Below are 18,076 nucleotides of genomic sequence, written 5' to 3'. Positions count from 1 at the left end.
CTTAATTTCCTTCGTACTTAATAGTCGAGCCATTCATATGCTTGACCCGAGCTGATATTTCCTTGTGGCGACCATTGACCATCGGACGGGCTTGCGGATTTCCTAGATAACCACAAGTCCGCTTGACCACATCGACCGTCTTGGGATCGCTGTTGCCACAGTTTGGACAGGTGAAGCCCCGCTCGGTCGGCCTGAAATCTCCCTCAAAGTTACACTTGTAACAGCGGTCAATCGGTGTATTTGTACCTAAGTAACCAACTCGGTCATAGGCATAGTCCCAAACAGCTTCCAGTGCCTTGGGATTTTGCTGTAACACAGGATATTCACAGTAATGGATAAAGCCACCTGAGGCTCCCACTTCAGGATAAATCTTCTCAAAGTCCAGCTTTTCAAAAGGTGTTGGATTCTTGCGCACATCGTAGTGGAAGGAGTTAGTATAGTACTCCTTGTCAGTAATGTCTGGAACGACGCCAAACTTCTCTGTATCCAAACGGCAGAAACGGTCGGTCAGACTTTCAGATGGCGTTGAGTAAACAGAGAAATGATAATCATACTGCTCGGACCACTCTTCCACCCGGCGCTTCATATCTTTGACAATGGCAACTGTAAAGTCCTTGGCTTCAGGATTAGTCTCCCAATTACCGCCATAAAAGACTGCTGCCACTTCATACAGACCGATATAACCTAGGGAAACCGTCGCACGACGGTGAGTAAAGAGCTGGTCTACTTGATCATACTTGCCCAGACGCTGACCAAAAGCCCCATACTGATAAAGAATCGGTGCATTGGCTGGACTGGCTTCCTTGGTCCGCTCCACTCGGTAGACCAAAGCATCCTCAGCGATGTTCATCCGCTCGTTAAAAAGTTCCCAGAATTTATCCAAATCCCCCTCAGATTCAAGCGCAATCCGCGGTAGATTGACAGTAACAACACCTAGATTCATACGGCCGGAATTAACTTCCTGACCATTTTCATCCTTCCAGCCTTGCAGGAAAGAACGGCAGCCCATCGGTACCTTGAACGATCCGGTCAAGTCGATAATCTTGTCATAGGAAAGGACATCTGGATACATGCGCTTGGTGGCACACTCCAGAGCCAGTTCTTTGATGTCGTAATTAGGCGTTCCTGGCTCAAGATTAAGCCCGCGCTTAAGGGTGAAAATCAGCTTAGGGAAAATTGCTGTGCGGTGCTCGCTTCCCAGTCCCTTGATACGAATATTGAGAATAGCTTTCTGAATCTCCCGCTCAAAGCGATTGGTCCCCAAACCAAAGCCCAGCGAAGTAAAAGGCGTCTGACCGTTAGAGGTAAAGAGGGTATTAATCTCATACTCTAGCGACTGCATGGCATCGTAGATGTCCTTCTTGGTCTTCGCCCAGGCGTACTCTTCCTGCTTATCCGGCAAAACCCATTGCTCTGCATCCTTGAGGTGCTTTTGATAATTAAGCTCAGCATAGGGCGCCAAGACTTCATCAATCCGGTCGGCCGAACAACCGCCATACTGGCTGGAAGCCACATTGGCAATGATTTGCGAGATTTGCGCTGTCGCAGTCTGAATAGACTTGGGACTCTCTACTTCTGCATTCCCAATCTTGAAGCCATTTTTCAACATGCCATCAAAGTCAATTAGACAGCAGTTCGTCATTGGCGTATAAGGGCTGTAGTCCAAATCATGGTAGTGGATGTCCCCCTTTTGGTGGGCATTGGCCACATGAGGCGGCAGCATCTTAAGCCCAATGGACTTGCCAACAATCCCAGCTGTCAAATCCCGTTGGGTATTGAAAACATCACTGTCCTTATTGGCATTCTCATTGACTACCGTACGGTCTTTGTTGAGGAGCTTGTCAATAGTAAAGTTGATATCAGTCGCTTTTGAGCGCTCAAAATCCCGTTGGGTGCGGTAAGTGATGTAGTTCTCTGCAATGGCATATTCCTTGGCATTCAAAAGCTCATGCTTAACGATGTTCTGAATCTCATAGATTTTGACGTACTTAGCGAAGCGACTGCTGATTTCTGCCACAATGCGGTCTGTGATAGCTTCTAGCTTGGCTTCCAGCATCGGATTCAACGGACCGACTTCCTGAGCTGCCCGCACCATAGCCTTATAGATCTTTGAAACATCAAAAGCCACCCTACGGCCGTCCCGCTTCTCCACATAAATCGCTGGAGCAGTTTCAAACTTCTCTTTCCTTAAAATCATCATGAACACTTCCTTTTCCTACCCTTAGGACAAATCAAGTCTCTTTAAACCAATCGTCTGCTAAGAAATTCCCAAAAAATTTCCGACAGCAGTTCATCCAAAGAACAGTATTTTTTAAATAAGTCGATACAAGTCTCATTATAGCACGTTAAAATTAAAAATCAATATGTTGTGGCAAAAAAGTCATTTTTTCTTTTTATACACAACATATTGATTTTTTACTATTTAAGTTGATAAAGCTTGAAATGGTCGAGTTTGAGGTCAGCTTCCTTGTAATTTTGGGAAATTAGCTGCTTCACATCTGACAGCAATTTGACATCATTGTTAACCAAAATATACTTGGGCTGGCTGTTTTCAAGACCATTCTGAAGACCTAGACGATTTTCAGCTGTTCCCACATACAAAGTTGGAGACAAGAGAGAAATAGCTGATAGGCGGCCGCTCTTCTGATACAGACTAGCCGAGGTATCCCAAGCATAGATAGTGTCCCCGTCCTTGGTCTTTTCCTTAATATACTGAGCCGCTTCACTTCTTTCAGCAGATACACCACTGGAAAGGATATACTCATTCACCAAAGGATAGCCAATCAGATAAAAGATGGCTAAGAGTGGCAGAAAGAACTGGCCTGAGAGATAAGAAGTCCACATCGTAGGGCGACGACGATTCCGACGATGACGCCCTGGTTCCTGCTGCTTGCCTTTATTGAACCACAAAGCAAAAAGAATCATGGCAAAAGGCAGGGCAGGAAGCAGTTGATAGCTGCCCTGATCTGGCAGGATAAAAGTCGCAAAGACAGTAATGAAGAGCCCTAGCAGACCGATAAAGCGCAAGACGCGCAGGCTGGTTGCTTGCCCCTTTTCTCTTGAAAAGAGATTGACCCCCAAAGCAGAAATGAAACCTAGACCAACCGTCAGCAAGCCATAATAAATCAAATTAGAAAGGCTATGACTGCCAATCAAGCTGATAGAATCCCAAGCATAGGTCGCCTGACTAATGGCTTGGCCAAAGGTTTGATTGGCAACAGTAAAGTAGCCGATAGGATAAAAAATCACTGAGAAGCCAAAGAGACCAGCTAAAAGCTGATAGAAACCTCGAGCCGCACGCTTGGCTGCGATATTGTAGACCAAAAGTACCAGAGCAGTCAAAGAGTAGAAGACTAGGCTGGAAACCGGATCAATCATAAAAGCAAGAGCTCCAAAAGCTCCATATAGAATGAACTTTTCATCCTTGATTGAATCCTGCAGATAGCGCACCAAAAAAGATAGATTCCAAAAAATAAAGGGCAGAACAAAAATACTAGAGTAAAGACCGCCAAATCCAAGGGCAAAGACTAGCAGGTAAAAGAGCAGCAAGAGGCTGCGTGATAGATCCTGTTTAGGCTGCAAGAGCACCAAGGTCTTGTGCAGGAAAAGTCCAGCCAGCCACAGAGCCAGCGTCTGAAAGACCATCCACAAAAGCTGACCAAAAGCCAGACTGCTGGTCCAAGCCATCAGATAGTAAAGCAGGCCACTAGTCCCATATATTTGCGAATAAGGCACCTGCCCCTGAGTCATGGCCCAGCCGGCATAGAGATTCTGACTTTGTAAATTCGTTGCTAGATTAGTCAACAAAGGATTGACCACACTCAGCAAGCTGATAGCCAAACTACATAAGAGCGTCAAAAAATAGGGCGTCGGCTCTGGCTTGGTAATTTTTTGCTCAGACCTTTCAGCCCTAGTCAGCTGCTCCTCTGAAACCTCTAAAACTTTTTCTTCCGTTGTATCATGCATATAAAATATTCTCCTTGATATCAGTCCCATCTAGTATATCAAATTCCTGTCCTCCTGTCAGCTTTCTCTTGACCCTTCTTCTGAGTATTATAGCTTCTAGCCAGCTCCTCCAGTTCCCGAAAACAGCGATATTCTCTCGTTTCATAGGCAAGTGGCTGACTGGAAATTTTTTCCATTGTCATCTTAAAAAATTCCTTTATTTTTTACATTCGTAAAAACAGAGCAAAAATCCATCCCTATATAAAAGCAAAAAGGGGAAAACACATCTCAACACGATTAGCAAAAGCACATTCAAAAAATCTGAAACTTCTGCCTCAGATTTTCTGTATATTTCTGCAGAACTTGTTCGCCTCTGGCGTTAGAGCATAGGGGCAAAGAGCTGCATGATTTCTTTGATAAAACGACGATACCAGCTGCTATCGAGATTTTCAGGAAGAATTTCCTCAGAAGCCTCAAAAATGGCTTCAAAATCTTCCTTGATAGCTGGGATACTCTCCGTATGGTACATCAGGACTGCATTTTCATAATGGTGCACCAGACTGCGGTAGTCAAAATTAATCGTCCCTATCACGGCAAATTCATCATCAGCCACCACATTCTTGCTGTGGATAAACCCTGGCGTATACTCAAAGATCTTAACTCCCGCTTCTATCAGATCCGGATAGGCTCCACGGGTAACAATCTGAATCAGTTTCTTGTCCGGAATAAAAGGAGTCACGATGCGGACATCCACTCCCCGCATAGCAGCATTCTTAATATCCTCCGTCAGGTCGTAGTCAATGATCAGATAAGGCGTGGTAATGTAGACATAGTCTGTAGCCTGACTAATGATATTTTGATAGACTGTTTTGCCAACCTGACCCTTATAAATAGGCTTAGGCCCACTGCCATAGGGAATGTAAAGCCCTTTGCCTTCAACAGCTTTATTTTCCAGATGGTACTTGTCAAAGTCTGTGATTTCCCCGCGGTTGATGTACCAGTTCATGAGAAAGAGCCGCGTCAGAGCCTTGACTGCCCGACCTTCCAAGCGCACACCGCCATCTTTCCAGTGGCCAAAACGGACGATATGATTGATATACTCGTCAGCCAGATTGATGCCGCCAGTATAGCCAACCTGACCGTCAATCACCAAAATCTTGCGGTGGTCACGATTGTTGTAGGATACCGTCATCCGCGGAATCACCTTGTTAAACTTATAAGCCTCGATGCCCATCTTGCGCAGCTTACGCGTATAATCGCCTGGCAAAGTGGCCATGCAGCCAATATCATCATAGAGCAGCTTGACTTCAACGCCCTGAGCGGCTTTTTCGACCAAGATTTCCAGAACACTGTCCCACATCAGCCCTTCATCAATGATATAAAATTCCAGAAAAATGAATTTCTCAGCAGCCCGCAGATCAGCCAGCATGGACTCAAACATCTCCTCTCCGATAGGAAAATAACGAGAAGCTGTACCGTCATAGACATCCGCATTATTGTCCGTACTCAGCAGTGACTTAATAATACCATAGGCCGACTTGTTTTCTTTTTTCAACTGGACACGGAGATCATAGCTATTGTCCTCTCGAAATTTCATGGAGTCCATATTTTCCAGCTGAATCATTTCCTTTTTAGACAACCGTCGCTCACCAAACATCAGATAGAGCAGGAAGCCAAATACCGGCACCACAGCAATCAGGAGCCAAGTCACCTTGCTCTCAGGCGGCATATTGCGGTTGACAATCGCTAAAATAGTCCCAATATACAGGAAAACAATCATCGCCACTGACAGCCAGTTGGGTGCAATCTCATTAAAATAGAAGAACGCAACAAAGACAAAGGCTAGCTCCAGCAGCATAATAATGATGCTGAAACCGTATTTTGACATTAATAAGCGGAATTTCCTGAAAGTCATACACTCTCCTATCTCATTACATATATTCTAGTATATCAGTAAAACTGCCTTAAAACAACGTTTATATCAATGCAAATCGTATTTCTGGTGGATGAAAATTCAAGCACAGCTTCTGAATACTACTATCTTCAAAATTTCAATACAAGATTACAACTGATAAAAGGAAAAGCCCTATTCAAGACAGGGCTCTTTCATCATTGTTTCGTAAAGACCAGTGTGTCATCATCATAAGGTTCTTGGGAAAGATCCTCAATTGTCAGCTGATTGCCCTCAATGCGATAGCGCTTGACATCATCTCCGATGATCATGGTCTGGTTGGTAGCATCAATCTGAACCTGTTCAATTTCCTGCTCACCATCCGACTCGACCTTGATCAGCTGGCCAGTAGTTCCTGAAATCTGCAAGGTCAGCTGGTCGCCTTCATGACTTGTCTGATATCTGCCATCCAGCTCGCCATTGGCTGCTTGCTCGGAAGAGGATGCTGAAGCAGATGAACTGTTATTGGCCGCACTAGACGTGCTAGCTACTGACGAAGACTCTGCTGGCTTACTGGAAGCGTCTGACTGAGACTGAGAGGAAGGCGCCGTCTGGTTCTGATTAGAACCGCAAGCTGCCAAGGCCAAAACAGCCGCAGCAGTTAGACCCGAAAAGATTAACTTTTTAGAAATTGCCATAGTATTCTCCTTTTTCTTCTGTCTTTATTGTACCAAAGCGGGACTCTGGCGGTCAATTTATAAACTTGTCAAATAAGCTCTGACTTCCGCAATAAAATAAAGAGAGCCCGTAATGAAAAGCAGCTGATTATCGTTTTGCCTCTCCTGAAAATTCTGAATAAGCTGCCGATAATCCTCTATGTATAAGAAGCCTTCCGCGTCAGCTTGACCAAGGGAATCTCCATCAGAAAAGGTAGTAACTGTTAACTGAACATCTGGCAGAGCCTTTCGCAGATAAGCCAGCATAGCGCTATAGTCCTTACGCTTGAGAGCACCGAAAAGAAGCAGGCACTCTTTGCCATTCTGGCTTTGGATAAACTCTACTAACTTTTCCAGCGCAGGCAGATTATGGGCCCCATCTAGATAAATACCTGGACTGGCTTCTTCCAAGCGCCCAGCCCAACGAGTCTCCTGCAAGGCTGTCCGAATCCTAGCAGAATCTATTTCCCAGCCCTGATGCTGCATGAAGAGCAGGAATGCCTGCAAAGCCAGCCCTGCATTTTCCTCCTGATAGCCTCCCTTGAGACCCAGTTCAAGATTGGATAGGGTCATAGTCGAATTGGAAAAAGTCTGATTTGCCAGAGAAAAATCGCGAGCATACTGGTAGAGTTCTATTCCCAGCTCCTCAGCTCGCTGCTCACAAACCAATCGTGCCTCTTCTGGCAGCGGCCCGATGACAGCTGGCCGCCCCGGCTTGAAAATCCCTGCCTTTTGCTCCGCAATCGTCGTCAAGCTCCTTCCCAGAGTCTCCTGATGGTCCAAGCCCACAGAGCTGATGACCGCAATATCTCCTGTAATGACATTAGTCGTGTCCAAGAGTCCGCCAATCCCCACCTCAATCAAGGCCAGATCTACTTCCTGCTCCTTGAAATAGAGAAAGGCTATCAAGGTCAGAATTTCAAAATAGGACAACTGGTCATAACTTTTGAGCAGTTCTTGTTCCATCTTTTGCACCTGCTGACCCAGACGGATAAAATCAGCCGAAGCGATCGGTTGACCGTTGATACAAATCCGATCATGAATACTAATCATGTGGGGCGAGGTAAAACTTCCTGTCTTGCGACCATGCCCCGCAAACAGCTGACGCATGAAAGCAATAGTAGAGCCTTTGCCATTTGTACCCGTTACATGAATCGTTGGAAAACTCTTCTCAGGATTTCCCAAAAGAGCTACAGCCCGCTGCATCCGCCCTAGACCCGAACGAAAGTTTAGACCAATTCGGCTATTCAGCCATTCTTCAATTTCATTCATTTTCTTACCCAAAAAAGAGCAGCGAAGCAGAACTCAAATCTGAATTGCAACTCGCTCCTCTTTCTAATCTTTATGATATGAGATGGAAAATAGCCGAGCCTTGGCTACTTCCTTCATCTGTCAAGTTCAGCCAGCTTTTCGCCCGCACTTGTCCATTTCTGGAAACGAGACTAGGCCAGTCTTACTCTTCCATAAAGCTGTTGAAGACTTCTTCAATCATATCCCATTCAGCATCTGAGTCCTCTGGGATTGGCTGCAGGTCGCCTTCTGTACCATCTTCATTTTCGGTAAAGGAATAAGCTTGAATCTCTACTTCACCGTTCTCATCTTCTTCCGCATTAGCCGGAATCAAAAGAACATAATTCTTGCCAAACTCTTCCTTACCATCAATAGTCAAAAGAATTTCAAATAAAGTTTCGTTCCCTTGCTCGTCAACCAAGGTGATTAATTCACGCTCTTCATGCTCGTGGTCATGGTTATGATCATGTGCCATACTAGTGTCTCCTTCATTTCTTTTCTAAAAATTTCGATCCAGATAATTCTGCAAAATCAGCTGCGCGGCCAGCTTATCAATGACTTTCTTGCGCTTGCTGCGGCTAATGTCTGCCTGCTCCACCAGCATGCGCTCAGCAGCCACCGTCGTCAGGCGCTCATCCTGGTAGTCAACCGGTAGACCAAAAAGCTCAGCAATCCTCTGACCATAAGCCTGACTGGCCTCCACCCGAGGTCCGCTGGTATTGTTCATGTTCTTAGGCAGGCCAATAACAAACTTATCAACCTTATACTCTTTCACCAGCTCGTCCAAACGCTCTAGGCCGAATTCGCCCTTATCTTCATGAATCGGAATAATCTCCAGTCCTTGAGCCGTAAAACCAAGAGGATCACTAATGGCAACCCCAACCGTTTTCGAGCCCACATCTAATCCCATAATTCTCATTAGAGATCGACGCCTTGTCCTTTCAAATAATAACGAACCAACTCCTCAACAATCTCATCGCGCTCGTATTTGCGGATTTGATTGCGGGCATTGTTATAGCGAGGTACGTACGCAGGATCGCCACTGAGTACGTATCCCACGATTTGATTGATTGGATTGTATCCTTTTTCATTGAGCGACTTGTAGACATCGGTCAAAGTCTCGCTAATTTCCTTTTTATTTGAATCATCGAGATTAAAACGTACTGTTTCATCTGTAAATCCCACAATTACACCCTCTTTCTTTAGAATATCCCTATTATAGCATAATTATAGGCTTATCACAAATTTAATTCACCTGAATTTCCCTAATTTTTCAATAAACTTTAGCTAATATTTATCCGAAGCCTGGCTCTAAAATCCAGCAAAAATCCAGCTCTCTTTAGAGAACTGGATGAAAACTTCCTAATTTGAAGCGGGCACTTCCACGCCGTCGCTTCCCTTAAACTTGTTCAGCAATTCTTCCGGACTCAGGGTCTCAATCTGCTCAAACAGCTGCGCGTAATTTGGAAGCTTTTTAGCTGCTTCGTAGTCTAGGTTCTCAGGATCGATAGTCATCTCCAGAGAAATCTCTTCCGCTGTCATATCTGTTTTCAAGTCAAGACCGGTGATATTCACCGCCTCTTTCAGACCCAGTGCTTCCTCGATCAAAGACAGCATTTCCTTCTTCACAGTGGAAACATCCTGTTTTGACAGAGCTTCTTTAATGTTGTCAGGAATAGCCTTGCTGACATGCAGGATAACCTTATCATACTTCTGTCCGGTGTAGCTTACTGTTAAGATTCTGGTTTCTTTTCCATGTTCTAATTGCTTCTCAGTTTTATAGGACTTAGTGACAATATCTCCTTTTCCAGCTCCTTCCTGTGAGGGTGAACTGTTATTTGACTGCTGACTGCAAGCTGTTAAAATTGCCAAAGCTGCCAGCAAAAAGACAATTAATTTTCTCATGTCTTATCTCCTTCAATATTGAGCTGATTTTATCATATCATTATAAAAACGGCGCTGTCAAACTGATTGTCACTCTGTCATTAAAATGTAATAAAAAAGAGCAGCTTATTTCTGCTCTTCTGCTCCATTCATCAGGAGATTGTTGATATATTCTTCTGGCGTCAGCTTAATCATTTCTTTGAGCTTGAGATTTTGAAAATAAGGCATAGCCGCTGCTTTTTCGATATCCAGACTCTCAAAATCATAGCTAGAAGTCATTTTCAGCTCGTTCTCATTCAAAATTGTCACTGAACCGCTAAAGCCTTGAAGTCCTCGAGCCTGCACATAGTCTGCATCCTGCTCCAGTGACTCATTGAGAGACTTCTGCGCTTCCTCCAGCCCCATCTGCTTGATGGCTTCTTTCATCTCATCATCAGTCGCAGTCAGCCTTTCAATAACCAAGCGTTTAAAATGCTCTCCCTGATAAGTCACTGTCTGGCTCTGCTGGTTTCCTCGTTCATCCTTTGGAAAAACAAGTGTCCGAGTAATCACTTCCTGCTGCTTGGCATTATCAATGATAGGCAGATTATTGCTGATTTCTTTCTTGTCAGCCGCATTCGAATTCGTCTCTATCTTTTTATGTCCACAGCCTGCTAACAACGCCACACTCAATCCCAGTCCTAATAAAATTTTCTTCATCTTCCATCCTCCTCAGAGATATTGTATCACAGTTCTGCTCCTTGTCAATCCATCCAGTCGCCAAAGCCCTCCCCTCTATCAACCCGAACAAAAAGAAGAGCCGAAATTCTCTTCCCGACTCTTTCAGTTATATTCAAAGATTAGAGAGCTGCCCGCAGACGAGCTTCTGCATTTTCAACATTGCGAACAGAACGAGGCAGAAAAGCACGGATATCATCTTCTTTGTAACCAACTTGGAGACGTTTATCATCCACTAAAATGGGACTTTTCAAAATACGTGGGGTCTCCATGATGATGTCAAGAACTTCGTTGACACTTAATTCCTCAATGTCAACACCCAAGCCTTTAGCATAGCGGTTCTTTGATGAAACAATGCTCGCGATACCATTTTCTGTTTTGGTTAAAATATCCAGAAGTTCTTCTTTGGTGATGCCTTCTTTGCCTAAATTTTGTTCTTTATAAGTTAATTGATGAGCGTTTAGCCAGGTTTTTGCTTTTTTACAACTAGTACAACTTGAGACAGTATAGATTGTGATCATGTAAGTACTCCTTTCGCTACACGATACTAATATCGTAGTCTATTATATCACAAAAACCATCGGTCTTGCGACCTATTTTGTAAAATTACTCTTCAATTTCGATGGCATCGTCCAAATCCAGAGTCACTTCTTCCAGCGTTTCCACAGGACTGTCAGCCTTGTTGCCAACCGCTTCTGCCAAGTCATCGCCTTCAATCAAACCATAGCGTACACGAACCTGGCGGTCAATTTCGTCAAAGACTTCTGGATGATCAGCCAAGTACTTCTTAGCATTTTCAGAACCTTGGCCGATTTTTTCATCATTGTAGGAGTACCAAGCACCAGCTTTTTTGATGATATCCAAATCAGTCGCAATCTTAATCAACTCACCTGTCTTAGAAATACCTTCTCCATACATGATTTCCACGAAGGCTTCTTTGAATGGCGGAGCTACTTTATTTTTAACGACCTTGATCTTGGTTTCTTTACCAACATTGGTATCCTTTTCATCGCCAGTTCCCTTGATTTGAGTATTACCACGGACATCCAGACGGACAGAAGCATAGAACTTCAGTGCACGGCCACCTGGTGTTGTTTCAGGATTACCAAACATTACGCCAACTTTTTCGCGCAGCTGGTTAATGAAAATCGCAATCGTCTTCGTTTTGTTGATAGAAGCAGACAGCTTGCGCATAGCCTGGCTCATCATCCGAGCCTGCAAGCCGACATGGCTGTCACCAATATCGCCATCGATTTCCGCACGTGGTACTAGGGCTGCAACGGAGTCCACAACCACCAAGTCCACCGCACCTGAGTCAATCAGCTTGCCGGCAATTTCCAGTCCTTGCTCTCCAGAATCCGGTTGAGACAGCAGTAACTCATCAATATTAACACCCAGAGCAGCCGCGTATGACGGGTCTAAAGCATGCTCAGCATCGATAAAGGCTGCGATACCACCTTCTTTTTGCGCTTGAGCAACTGCGTGAAGAGCAACGGTTGTCTTACCAGAAGACTCTGGTCCGTAAATCTCAATAATCCGTCCCTTAGGGTAACCACCAGCACCAAGGGCAATATCCAAGGCCAAAGAGCCTGAACTCATAACTTGTACCTTTTGCTCTGCCCGCTCGCCAAGACGCATAATGGCTCCCTTACCGAAGTCCTTTTCAATATTTTTAAGAGCATTATCCAAGGCTTTTTGGCGCTCATCGCCGAATTTCTTTGAGATTTCGTCTAATTTTTTTTGTTTCTTTGCCATTTATTTCTCCTGTTTTTTCTAAAATGTCTTTTGGCCATCTTTGTCATTATACCAAAAATCAGCTATTTAATAAAGTTTTTCGTACTAGGTTGAAGGCGTGCAGAACAGCAATTTTCCGCACATCACGCCGACTGCGTCCAGCAATATTGACCTTAATAGTTTCCGTTCCTGAAGCACTAGCTAAACCGATAAAAACAGTCCCTGCTGGATGGTCTTCCAGTGAATCTGGTCCAGCAACACCTGTCAGACTGACAGCTAGGTCACTTTCGGTCAGCTTTCTAGCCTGCTCTGCCATTTTCCCAGCCGTAAAAGCTGAAACAACTCCATGCTTCTCCAAGTCTCCCAACGGAATATCCAGCATCCGGCTCTTTTCCTCCATGCTGTAGGTGACAAAGCCACCTGAAAAAATGGAAGAGGCTCCAGCAAAATCAGCCAAGGTCGCTTGAAAGAGGCCAGCTGTCAGACTCTCCGCCGCCGAAATCGTCTTCCCTTGACTCTTCAGCAACTCAAAAGCCACCTGTGCCAAGGAATTGTCATCCCCGTAACCATAGAAAATCTCTGACAAGGGCTGTCCCTCAAAAGTCTTATGTTCCAAAATTTCCTTTTCCACAGCCTCGAACTTAGCATCCGCTTCTGCCTGACTCAAGGCCTTGGTGGACAATCGCAAAGTAACTTCCCCTGTCTTTGCATAAGGAGCAATGGTGGGGTCACTCTGCTGCTCAATCATCTCTGACAAAATAGTCACTAGCTGACTCTCGCCGATACCAAAGAAACGCAGCACCCGTGAGTACAATTTCTGACCTGTGGATAAGAGGGGAACCAGCTCATTATTGACCATAGGTTTAAGCTCGCTAGGCGGGCCAGGCAAGACTACATAGGTCACTCCGTCTGCTTCTAACAAGCCTCCGACAGCTAAGCCGGTCGCATTTGGTAACGGAGTTGAGCCTTCGACCAGCTGAGCTTGACGCTCATTATTGGGTGTTCGAGCGTAATCTGGTCGGCCAGCAAAAAAGCGATCTAGCTTTTCCACAGCCTGTGAGTCAAAATTGAGCTCACGTCCTAAGAACTTAGCCAAGGTCTGTTTGGTCAAATCATCCTCTGTTGGCCCCAAGCCACCTGTCAGGATAATCAGATTACTACGTCCTTGAGCAATTTCCAAAACAGAGAGGAGACGGTTTTCATTGTCTCCCACTGCTGTCTGAAAATAGACATCGATTCCCAGACTCGCCAGTTTTTCAGATAAAAATTGGGCATTGGTATTGACAATCTGACCCGTCAGAATCTCGGTGCCCACAGCAATAATTTCTGCTTTCATAGAACCTCCTACCTTACTATTCGGAATTGGCTTTATTTTATCACAAAAAATCTAAAAAAAGTTGATTTTCATTTCAGGAAATAAATAGAGTTGTCAAGCTACTTGACAAACTTGTCAACATGCTGTGGAAAACTTTTAAAAAGGGCTGGTGTTATGCAGAATAACTAGATTGTTAGGGAAATGCTATTGGCAAATGGTTTCATTATTTTTATAATAAAGATGAAAAAAGGAAATCATCTAAATATTTTTATTTGAAGAAAGGAGATCATCATGAAAATTTCACAAGTGCTCAAAGACATTCGTCAACAAAATCAACTCACTCAGGAGGCTTTGGCAGAAAGGCTCAAGGTTTCCCGCTCTGCCATTGCCCGCTGGGAAAGCGAAAAAGGTATCCCTGATATTGGAAATCTCATCGCTATCAGTCGGGAATTTGATATCAGTCTGGACACACTCATCAAGGAGGATGAGCGCTTGGAGAAAAAGGTCATCGAAGACAGCAAGGCCAAGAAATGGCACTATTTGGTCATTTTCTACCTCTTCTCCGCTTTGGTTGAAATTGCCATCTTTGCCTATTTACACCATATCTTTATGGCTGGCTTCCTCATTTCCACTCTCTTTATGCTTTTCTTCGAGCTGCGCATCTTTATCAAGGAAAAGATTTGGATGCAGAAGGATAACTAAACAAAATTCCTTGGATGTTAGAAAACCAAGGAATTTTTTCTATGAAATAAGAAACAGAGTCACCCTATTATGAGACATATGAAAGAGAGCAGGCAAGCAAAGATTGCGTTCGCTTTTTACATATAAGATAGCAAAGAAAATTTCACTAGAAAATCGGCAAATTGTTTGACTCAATTCTGTTAAAAAGAGATCTCTAAAATGTAAAGTCGCAAAGAAAAAGAGGAAAGTAAAACTGCAATCACCTTGTTCAGATACTTACCAAAAAAATTAAACATGATAGAATGCTGAATGTTTTTACATAGACATTAGACAAACTTCCTTGCCATAAACCAAGAAAAGATTCCTGCACCTAAGAGAATGGTCGCATCCAACCAAAGAGAACGCTTAAAGTCCCGATCAAAGAGCCCTAGACTACGCTGAACCATGGCTTTTTTGATATAAAGCATCTTGACTGCAAAAAAGAGGACTGCAAAAACGAAGAATAGAGTCCAAATTGCCAGAGAACGTAAATTCATAAAAAGAAAATTAACAGGTACTAGATACCAAGGAAGATCCGCACCTGAATAACTAACTCCAAGCTGCTGCATTTCAGTTTCTAACTCCGCTGGTAACCCTTTAACATATCCGACTCCTTTTTACTAAATTTGTATCAAATATCTTCCTGATTAGTATGAAAAAATCCGATAAAGCAATCATTTGTATTTCAAAAATTTATTGGAACTTTTGTCTTTATGCGTTTGTCGTGTCATCATAAATTATTTTTTAAACGCTTCGTATAGTTTTTTATAGAACTCTTTCTTTTCTTTTTTTTGATTATTAAACTCTTTTTTGCCGTAATCAAAATTCGCTACTGAAAATCCCTTGCCATCATCAGAAAAAGTGAAGAATTCTATCCCAATCAATTTATTATTTTTAGCATCTACTACAGTAGTTCCTAAATTATTGTTAAATTGTTTAACTTCTTCTTCACTAACCCCAAACCCCATAGCAGTGCCATCTGCAATAATATTTGAAAACACTTCTTCTGAAGATGCTACTTCTTTGACAGATATTAGATAGACAGCATCTTCTGTTTCTACTTGCCTTACCTTATCCCATCTTTCGGTATCATTCGAAGAGATTGTATAGACTGTTAAATCCACCGAAGGTTTATTGGAATTTTCTTTTTTAATCACTTGTTTGCCAATTAAGACGATTGCGAGTATTCCAATGACTAGTAGCAAACTAATATAAATTTTCTTTTTCATGCCTGACTTCCTATATCTTTTATATCAATGATAACATCAACTTTACTATATACAGCTGGATCATGCGTTGCTATAATAACATAATTATTCTTGGCTGCTTCACTCAATAATAAGTTGATGATTTCATTCCCAATCTCACTATCCAAGGCTCCTGTAGGTTCATCCGCTAAAATAATTTTACGCGGTTTCATTAACATTCTTGCAATAGCTACACGCTGAGCTTGTCCCCCAGACAATTCATATATTTTATGTTTTAAATAGTCCGTAGAAAGGCCTACTTTTTCAAGTATCTCAGATATAATCTTTTTGTCTTTATTGAGGAGTTTTAAATTATCATATACTGTTTTGTTTTCTATCAAAGAATAATTTTGGAATACATACCCAATAGTATTTTTAAAATAGGTTCTTTCTTTGGTTTTCCAAATATCCTGTTTATCAACTAAAACTTTTCCACTGTCAATTTTTTCTAGCCTTCCTATAATGTTTAGCAAGGTACTTTTACCTGAACCCGAACCGCCAATCAAGGCGTAGCTTTTCCCAGCTTCAAAGGTTAAATTTAAATCTGTAAATATTTCTTTTGAGCCATATTTTTTTGTAACATTCACAATTTCAATTGTCATTAGTCATCCCCTTTTAGAATTTGAGTGTATCTATCAGATAATTTTCTGAAACTTATTATTATTGACATCATTAAAACCGTTAAAGAAGCAAGACCAATATACAATAACTCTATTTGTCCTGTCATGATAAATGTCAATAAGATAACCATTATAATCGTTATCATAAAATATTTTAGACTTGAAATGGCCATACCTGTTTTCGATAGGCCTAAAATGATTTTTTTGACATAGTCATTCTGTTTTAAGGCAACAAACATTTGAGCATATTGATAAATGAGTAGAAATACAATTCCACAAATAATTATTTGCAGTATTTTTGAAAGGAGAATTTGGTGCTCTAAAGATTGAATATTAAGTTTCACAGTTTGGTAAACCTCGACTGGATTGATTGAAAAATTCAAACTAGCACTCAAATCGTTGATGTCCTTAATTGCTTCTGGACTAAAAAGTGAGTTATATATGATATTGCTTGCCAAAATAAAATCGTTAGTTTCTACCATTTTATCAGTATCTAATACAACCACTATATTACTCTTACTATTTGTCACACTTTCCAAAGGTAGATTATCTTTATTTTCAGGGACACTACTGCCATTTTCATTGAAATAGAAAAATTCTTGCCCATCAGGAATGACTTGCACCGTAAGATCATCTTTTGTATAGTTTGTACCAGTAAATTGTTCTGCTACAACCGTATTCTCGATTGATGCCTTATTCTCTTTAAATTTATTAGGAATATAGATGGTTGCTATTTTATTATCTAAAATACGATAGTTTGTTCCATTAACTTTATTTTGTACCTTAGCACCTGTTTGATTGATATAAACCAGCTCTTTATTAACCTCTGGATTCGTTATCCCATCACTTTTTAATTGCTTAGAAAAATCTTCTGTAACATGAGAAGTTTTCATAAAATCTGGAACATAGGCTGAAGATGATTTGATATATATAAAATCCAGTTTTTTTAAGGCTTTAGCAATCTCTATATACTTAGCTCCTGAGTCATTTGCTTCTTCTCCATTAGTAACAGATTCATTTTCAATACCCAAAAACTCTAGTCTTTTCCAATCTTTTACTGCACTCCATGGTTCTAAATGCTTTATCTGTATATTTATCTTTGATTGACTAGCCTTTGTTTCCCGTAAAAAGACTCCTGAAACAACTATTATGCTAGAAATAACCGCAAGCCATACGATAAAAATGAGGCTGTTTTTGGCCTTATTTTTTATAATTTCAATAGGTTTTTCAACCTTGATAGTCAACCAAAATAGAACAAAGGTGATAGCATCAATAATTTGAAAAATTATAAAATTGGTTAGAAGTAGAGAGAAGAATAACTTGGAACTATAGGTGAAGAGACCACTCCCCAGAAAAGAGCCATAGAAAACCATCAATAAAGCAACTATAATCAGCTCAAAAGTAACAGAAATTAAATAATCCTTTTTTAGGTTATATACAGGCAATCCTAAAGAACGTCGTATCACTCCTTCTTTAATCTGTCTCGCTCTAACAACAAATAAAACAACTAATAAGGTTAAGTAAATTGAAATCATTAACAAAAATCTTAAAGAGCCAGTAAATTGTATCATTCCTCCCATATACCAAGGGTAAGCCATATATACTACTTGCAGACCTGTAGACGTAAGTTTTTTTAAACCATTTGAATCTATTTCCCCTAGAGTATAGTACATCCCTGTTATCGGTATAGACTTTAATTGTTCATGGCTGGCATCATCAAGATTTATATAAGTCAACTGTCCTGAATTCTGAACCACCGGCTTGTATATTTTAACTTTTTTCTCTTCTGATAGGCCACTAATCATTTGATACACTTCTTCATTAGAAAGATTGCTTTTCCCTTGAATGGAGAAGGCACCATCAATTGGTAAAGGTATTGGTTTTTGAGTATCACTAATACTAACCAGACCAATGGCAGCAATTAAGCAAAAAAAGAGTCCTATAACACCTAATTTTAATTTCATAAGCTCCTACCTATATTATAAAAGACCCGATAA

At 41.8% G+C, this 18,076-nt stretch carries 19 protein-coding genes; 1 reads left to right on the top strand and 18 read right to left on the bottom strand.

Features of this window, described 5'->3' with window-relative positions:
• Position 1: 1 nt before the first annotated feature.
• The 14 genes from nrdD to FKX92_RS05490 form a co-directional block, all read right to left on the bottom strand.
• Positions 2-2,197 (bottom strand): anaerobic ribonucleoside-triphosphate reductase, encoded by a 2,196-nt coding sequence (gene nrdD / locus FKX92_RS05555; RefSeq protein WP_149565900.1) that lies wholly within the window; start codon positions 2,195-2,197, stop codon positions 2-4.
• 221 nt (positions 2,198-2,418) lie between these two features.
• On the bottom strand, positions 2,419-3,966 hold the full coding sequence (locus tag FKX92_RS05550) for a heme transporter CcmD (protein ID WP_149565761.1): 1,548 nt from the start codon (positions 3,964-3,966) through the stop codon (positions 2,419-2,421).
• A 38-nt stretch (positions 3,967-4,004) separates the two neighbouring features.
• A complete protein-coding gene (locus FKX92_RS05545) occupies positions 4,005-4,148 on the bottom strand; it encodes a hypothetical protein (RefSeq protein WP_125337586.1) in 144 nt (47 codons plus the stop codon).
• A gap of 176 nt (positions 4,149-4,324) precedes the next feature.
• Entirely contained in the window at positions 4,325-5,860 is a 1,536-nt protein-coding gene (cls, locus tag FKX92_RS05540; RefSeq protein WP_149565760.1) for a cardiolipin synthase, read from the bottom strand.
• 194 nt (positions 5,861-6,054) lie between these two features.
• Positions 6,055-6,534, bottom strand: coding sequence for an SP_0198 family lipoprotein (locus FKX92_RS05535; protein ID WP_149565759.1), 480 nt, complete (start codon positions 6,532-6,534; stop codon positions 6,055-6,057).
• 57 nt (positions 6,535-6,591) lie between these two features.
• The gene (locus tag FKX92_RS05530; protein WP_149565758.1) at positions 6,592-7,824 is read right to left on the bottom strand and encodes a bifunctional folylpolyglutamate synthase/dihydrofolate synthase; all 1,233 of its coding nucleotides are present in this window, start codon (positions 7,822-7,824) and stop codon (positions 6,592-6,594) included.
• 181 nt (positions 7,825-8,005) lie between these two features.
• Positions 8,006-8,317 (bottom strand): DUF1292 domain-containing protein, encoded by a 312-nt coding sequence (locus FKX92_RS05525; protein ID WP_037618287.1) that lies wholly within the window; start codon positions 8,315-8,317, stop codon positions 8,006-8,008.
• Between the two features lie 24 nt (positions 8,318-8,341).
• A complete protein-coding gene (gene ruvX, locus FKX92_RS05520) occupies positions 8,342-8,761 on the bottom strand; it encodes a Holliday junction resolvase RuvX (protein ID WP_149565757.1) in 420 nt (139 codons plus the stop codon).
• Positions 8,761-9,027 (bottom strand): IreB family regulatory phosphoprotein, encoded by a 267-nt coding sequence (locus FKX92_RS05515; protein WP_002894075.1) that lies wholly within the window; start codon positions 9,025-9,027, stop codon positions 8,761-8,763. The genes ruvX and FKX92_RS05515 overlap by 1 nt, the downstream gene beginning before the upstream one ends.
• 177 nt (positions 9,028-9,204) lie before the next feature.
• Positions 9,205-9,747: a hypothetical protein gene (locus FKX92_RS05510; RefSeq protein ID WP_149565756.1), complete on the bottom strand. Its 543-nt coding sequence runs from the start codon at positions 9,745-9,747 to the stop codon at positions 9,205-9,207.
• Positions 9,748-9,852: 105 nt separating this feature from the next.
• Positions 9,853-10,425 carry an SP0191 family lipoprotein gene (locus tag FKX92_RS05505; protein ID WP_149565755.1) on the bottom strand — a complete coding sequence of 191 codons (573 nt, stop codon included), beginning with the start codon at positions 10,423-10,425 and terminating at the stop codon, positions 9,853-9,855.
• 140 nt (positions 10,426-10,565) lie between these two features.
• The gene (gene spx, locus FKX92_RS05500; RefSeq protein WP_002894078.1) at positions 10,566-10,964 is read right to left on the bottom strand and encodes a transcriptional regulator Spx; all 399 of its coding nucleotides are present in this window, start codon (positions 10,962-10,964) and stop codon (positions 10,566-10,568) included.
• An 85-nt stretch (positions 10,965-11,049) separates the two neighbouring features.
• Complete coding sequence (gene recA / locus FKX92_RS05495) at positions 11,050-12,198, bottom strand: recombinase RecA (RefSeq protein WP_149565754.1); 1,149 nt, start codon at positions 12,196-12,198, stop codon at positions 11,050-11,052.
• 58 nt (positions 12,199-12,256) lie between these two features.
• A complete protein-coding gene (locus FKX92_RS05490; protein ID WP_149565753.1) occupies positions 12,257-13,513 on the bottom strand; it encodes a competence/damage-inducible protein A in 1,257 nt (418 codons plus the stop codon).
• Between the two features lie 270 nt (positions 13,514-13,783).
• Between FKX92_RS05490 and FKX92_RS05480 the strand changes: the two genes are divergently transcribed.
• Positions 13,784-14,194, top strand: coding sequence for a helix-turn-helix domain-containing protein (locus FKX92_RS05480; RefSeq protein WP_149565752.1), 411 nt, complete (start codon positions 13,784-13,786; stop codon positions 14,192-14,194).
• Positions 14,195-14,499: 305 nt separating this feature from the next.
• On the opposite strand, the gene FKX92_RS05475 is transcribed toward FKX92_RS05480, so the two are convergent.
• From FKX92_RS05475 to FKX92_RS05460, 4 genes are all read right to left on the bottom strand, one after another.
• A complete protein-coding gene (locus tag FKX92_RS05475; protein WP_149565751.1) occupies positions 14,500-14,781 on the bottom strand; it encodes a hypothetical protein in 282 nt (93 codons plus the stop codon).
• A gap of 168 nt (positions 14,782-14,949) precedes the next feature.
• Complete coding sequence (locus FKX92_RS05470) at positions 14,950-15,441, bottom strand: hypothetical protein (protein ID WP_002894087.1); 492 nt, start codon at positions 15,439-15,441, stop codon at positions 14,950-14,952.
• Positions 15,438-16,061 carry an ATP-binding cassette domain-containing protein gene (locus tag FKX92_RS05465; protein WP_002894088.1) on the bottom strand — a complete coding sequence of 208 codons (624 nt, stop codon included), beginning with the start codon at positions 16,059-16,061 and terminating at the stop codon, positions 15,438-15,440. The genes FKX92_RS05470 and FKX92_RS05465 overlap by 4 nt, the downstream gene beginning before the upstream one ends.
• Positions 16,061-18,043 carry an ABC transporter permease gene (locus tag FKX92_RS05460; protein WP_149565750.1) on the bottom strand — a complete coding sequence of 661 codons (1,983 nt, stop codon included), beginning with the start codon at positions 18,041-18,043 and terminating at the stop codon, positions 16,061-16,063. The genes FKX92_RS05465 and FKX92_RS05460 overlap by 1 nt, the downstream gene beginning before the upstream one ends.
• Positions 18,044-18,076: the final 33 nt, after the last annotated feature.

This window comes from Streptococcus sanguinis, from assembly GCF_008329445.1.
Taxonomy (GTDB): domain Bacteria; phylum Bacillota; class Bacilli; order Lactobacillales; family Streptococcaceae; genus Streptococcus; species Streptococcus sanguinis_O.
The sequence above is the reverse complement of the archived record's forward strand: the minus strand, read 5'-3'. Positions and strand labels throughout refer to the sequence as shown.

What these genes read in the sequence shown, in the direction of transcription:
- nrdD (WP_149565900.1), bottom strand. Translation starts at nt 2,197, where the DNA reads ATGATTTTAAGGAAAGAGAAGTTTGAAACTGCTCCAGCGATTTATGTG.
- FKX92_RS05530 (WP_149565758.1), bottom strand. Translation starts at nt 7,824, where the DNA reads ATGAATGAAATTGAAGAATGGCTGAATAGCCGAATTGGTCTAAACTTT.
- FKX92_RS05525 (WP_037618287.1), bottom strand. Translation starts at nt 8,317, where the DNA reads ATGGCACATGATCATAACCATGACCACGAGCATGAAGAGCGTGAATTA.
- FKX92_RS05490 (WP_149565753.1), bottom strand. Translation starts at nt 13,513, where the DNA reads ATGAAAGCAGAAATTATTGCTGTGGGCACCGAGATTCTGACGGGTCAG.
- FKX92_RS05475 (WP_149565751.1), bottom strand. Translation starts at nt 14,781, where the DNA reads ATGCAGCAGCTTGGAGTTAGTTATTCAGGTGCGGATCTTCCTTGGTAT.
- FKX92_RS05460 (WP_149565750.1), bottom strand. Translation starts at nt 18,043, where the DNA reads ATGAAATTAAAATTAGGTGTTATAGGACTCTTTTTTTGCTTAATTGCT.
- cls (WP_149565760.1), bottom strand. Translation starts at nt 5,860, where the DNA reads ATGACTTTCAGGAAATTCCGCTTATTAATGTCAAAATACGGTTTCAGC.
- FKX92_RS05550 (WP_149565761.1), bottom strand. Translation starts at nt 3,966, where the DNA reads ATGCATGATACAACGGAAGAAAAAGTTTTAGAGGTTTCAGAGGAGCAG.
- spx (WP_002894078.1), bottom strand. Translation starts at nt 10,964, where the DNA reads ATGATCACAATCTATACTGTCTCAAGTTGTACTAGTTGTAAAAAAGCA.
- FKX92_RS05545 (WP_125337586.1), bottom strand. Translation starts at nt 4,148, where the DNA reads ATGACAATGGAAAAAATTTCCAGTCAGCCACTTGCCTATGAAACGAGA.
- recA (WP_149565754.1), bottom strand. Translation starts at nt 12,198, where the DNA reads ATGGCAAAGAAACAAAAAAAATTAGACGAAATCTCAAAGAAATTCGGC.
- FKX92_RS05510 (WP_149565756.1), bottom strand. Translation starts at nt 9,747, where the DNA reads ATGAGAAAATTAATTGTCTTTTTGCTGGCAGCTTTGGCAATTTTAACA.
- FKX92_RS05470 (WP_002894087.1), bottom strand. Translation starts at nt 15,441, where the DNA reads ATGAAAAAGAAAATTTATATTAGTTTGCTACTAGTCATTGGAATACTC.
- ruvX (WP_149565757.1), bottom strand. Translation starts at nt 8,761, where the DNA reads ATGAGAATTATGGGATTAGATGTGGGCTCGAAAACGGTTGGGGTTGCC.
- FKX92_RS05465 (WP_002894088.1), bottom strand. Translation starts at nt 16,061, where the DNA reads ATGACAATTGAAATTGTGAATGTTACAAAAAAATATGGCTCAAAAGAA.
- FKX92_RS05505 (WP_149565755.1), bottom strand. Translation starts at nt 10,425, where the DNA reads ATGAAGAAAATTTTATTAGGACTGGGATTGAGTGTGGCGTTGTTAGCA.
- FKX92_RS05480 (WP_149565752.1), top strand. Translation starts at nt 13,784, where the DNA reads ATGAAAATTTCACAAGTGCTCAAAGACATTCGTCAACAAAATCAACTC.
- FKX92_RS05535 (WP_149565759.1), bottom strand. Translation starts at nt 6,534, where the DNA reads ATGGCAATTTCTAAAAAGTTAATCTTTTCGGGTCTAACTGCTGCGGCT.